The organism is Streptomyces sp. NPDC059080 (assembly GCF_042739975.1).
Classification (GTDB): domain Bacteria; phylum Actinomycetota; class Actinomycetes; order Streptomycetales; family Streptomycetaceae; genus Streptomyces; species Streptomyces benahoarensis.
Map to the genome: position 1 here is coordinate 1 of NZ_JBHYGX010000094.1, position 1,167 is coordinate 1,167.

Consider the following 1,167-nt stretch of genomic DNA (forward strand, 5'->3'; position numbering starts at 1 on the left):
GACTTGGCATGTTTCAGGAACAGCTACATCCCAATGAGACTCCCGATACCCGCAATCACGTCAAAAAACTTGTTAACCATCCACAAGACCTCCCATGATTTGTTTTACCTTGTCAACGTTCAGGACTGCCATACTTGCGAGAACAAGTACCAAGAACGTGTACGTTATTTTTTCATTTGTGAACATACCCAGCAGGATAACGAAAAAGAGAAAGGTGATAATACACCGCATAGACTTTGTAAACTCTTGCATAGAATCACCCCTTTACTTCAAGCCAAAACCGCGTTTAAGACCGTTCCAAAACCCATCTATGAAACTGTCTTTAGCGGCTTTTTTGACTTTCTTTTTCTGCTCCGGCTTCATCTTTTGATACTTTTTATACGTGTCGTATCCTGTCGCTTTTTCAACTGCCTTTTTCGCTGTCTTTCCGGCTTCGTCGACGGTTTATTTTGTAGTTTCCCAACCATCTTTTACAACGTCCATCGGTGTAGAAATGTCAGGCGTCATTTTCTGTGCCATCTTTGACAGGTGTTTGCCGCCATAAAAGTCATCAAGAATAATCCATATGGCTGTGAGCGCCAGCGTGAAAAACAAAAGACCTTTTTCCATGTGTTATCCCTTCTTTTTGCGGCGGATAAAGAAGAACCAAAACACGATGATAATAACGGTGAGAACAAGAATTTTAGTCATTGCTTGACGCACCCCCGATTTTTGAAATAACCATTTTCAGATCGGTTAGAATTTCCCGTGTCTGTTCGTTATCCTTTGATTGTTTGAACATGAACCACGCGAGCATTACGCCCATGGCTCCGTTATTTAATAGGATTGAATAGATTTGCTCCACAAGTCACACCCCCTACACCCTTGCCGAGAATAGGAATACGACAAGGAACACAATGCCGAACCCCAGCAAGATTTGTTTTGATGTAATAGGGTCTTGCTTTACGTCATGCTCTTTTGCTGTGTCCTCATCATCGACAAGAGACATTTGATCTTCAGCTTCGGGAACTGTAGACGTTCGGGTACTCATAAACCCCATGTTTGGATATAAGTCTGCGGCATGGTAGAACATTTCACCTAGACCCATTTGTGATGGTGCGTTCATATAAATCCTCCTTCGTAGTAGTCAAATAAGAAAAGGAGGGAAAAGCCCTCCCGCGTGTATTA

The 1,167-nt window shown here is 42.5% G+C and carries 2 protein-coding genes; both read right to left on the reverse strand.

The window, feature by feature from the left end:
• Window positions 1–444 precede the first annotated feature (444 nt).
• Complete coding sequence (locus tag ACFWWQ_RS29685; protein WP_384602363.1) at window positions 445–609, reverse strand: hypothetical protein; 165 nt, start codon at window positions 607–609, stop codon at window positions 445–447.
• A 247-nt stretch (window positions 610–856) separates the two neighbouring features.
• Complete coding sequence (locus ACFWWQ_RS29690; protein ID WP_080467411.1) at window positions 857–1,105, reverse strand: hypothetical protein; 249 nt, start codon at window positions 1,103–1,105, stop codon at window positions 857–859.
• Window positions 1,106–1,167: the final 62 nt, after the last annotated feature.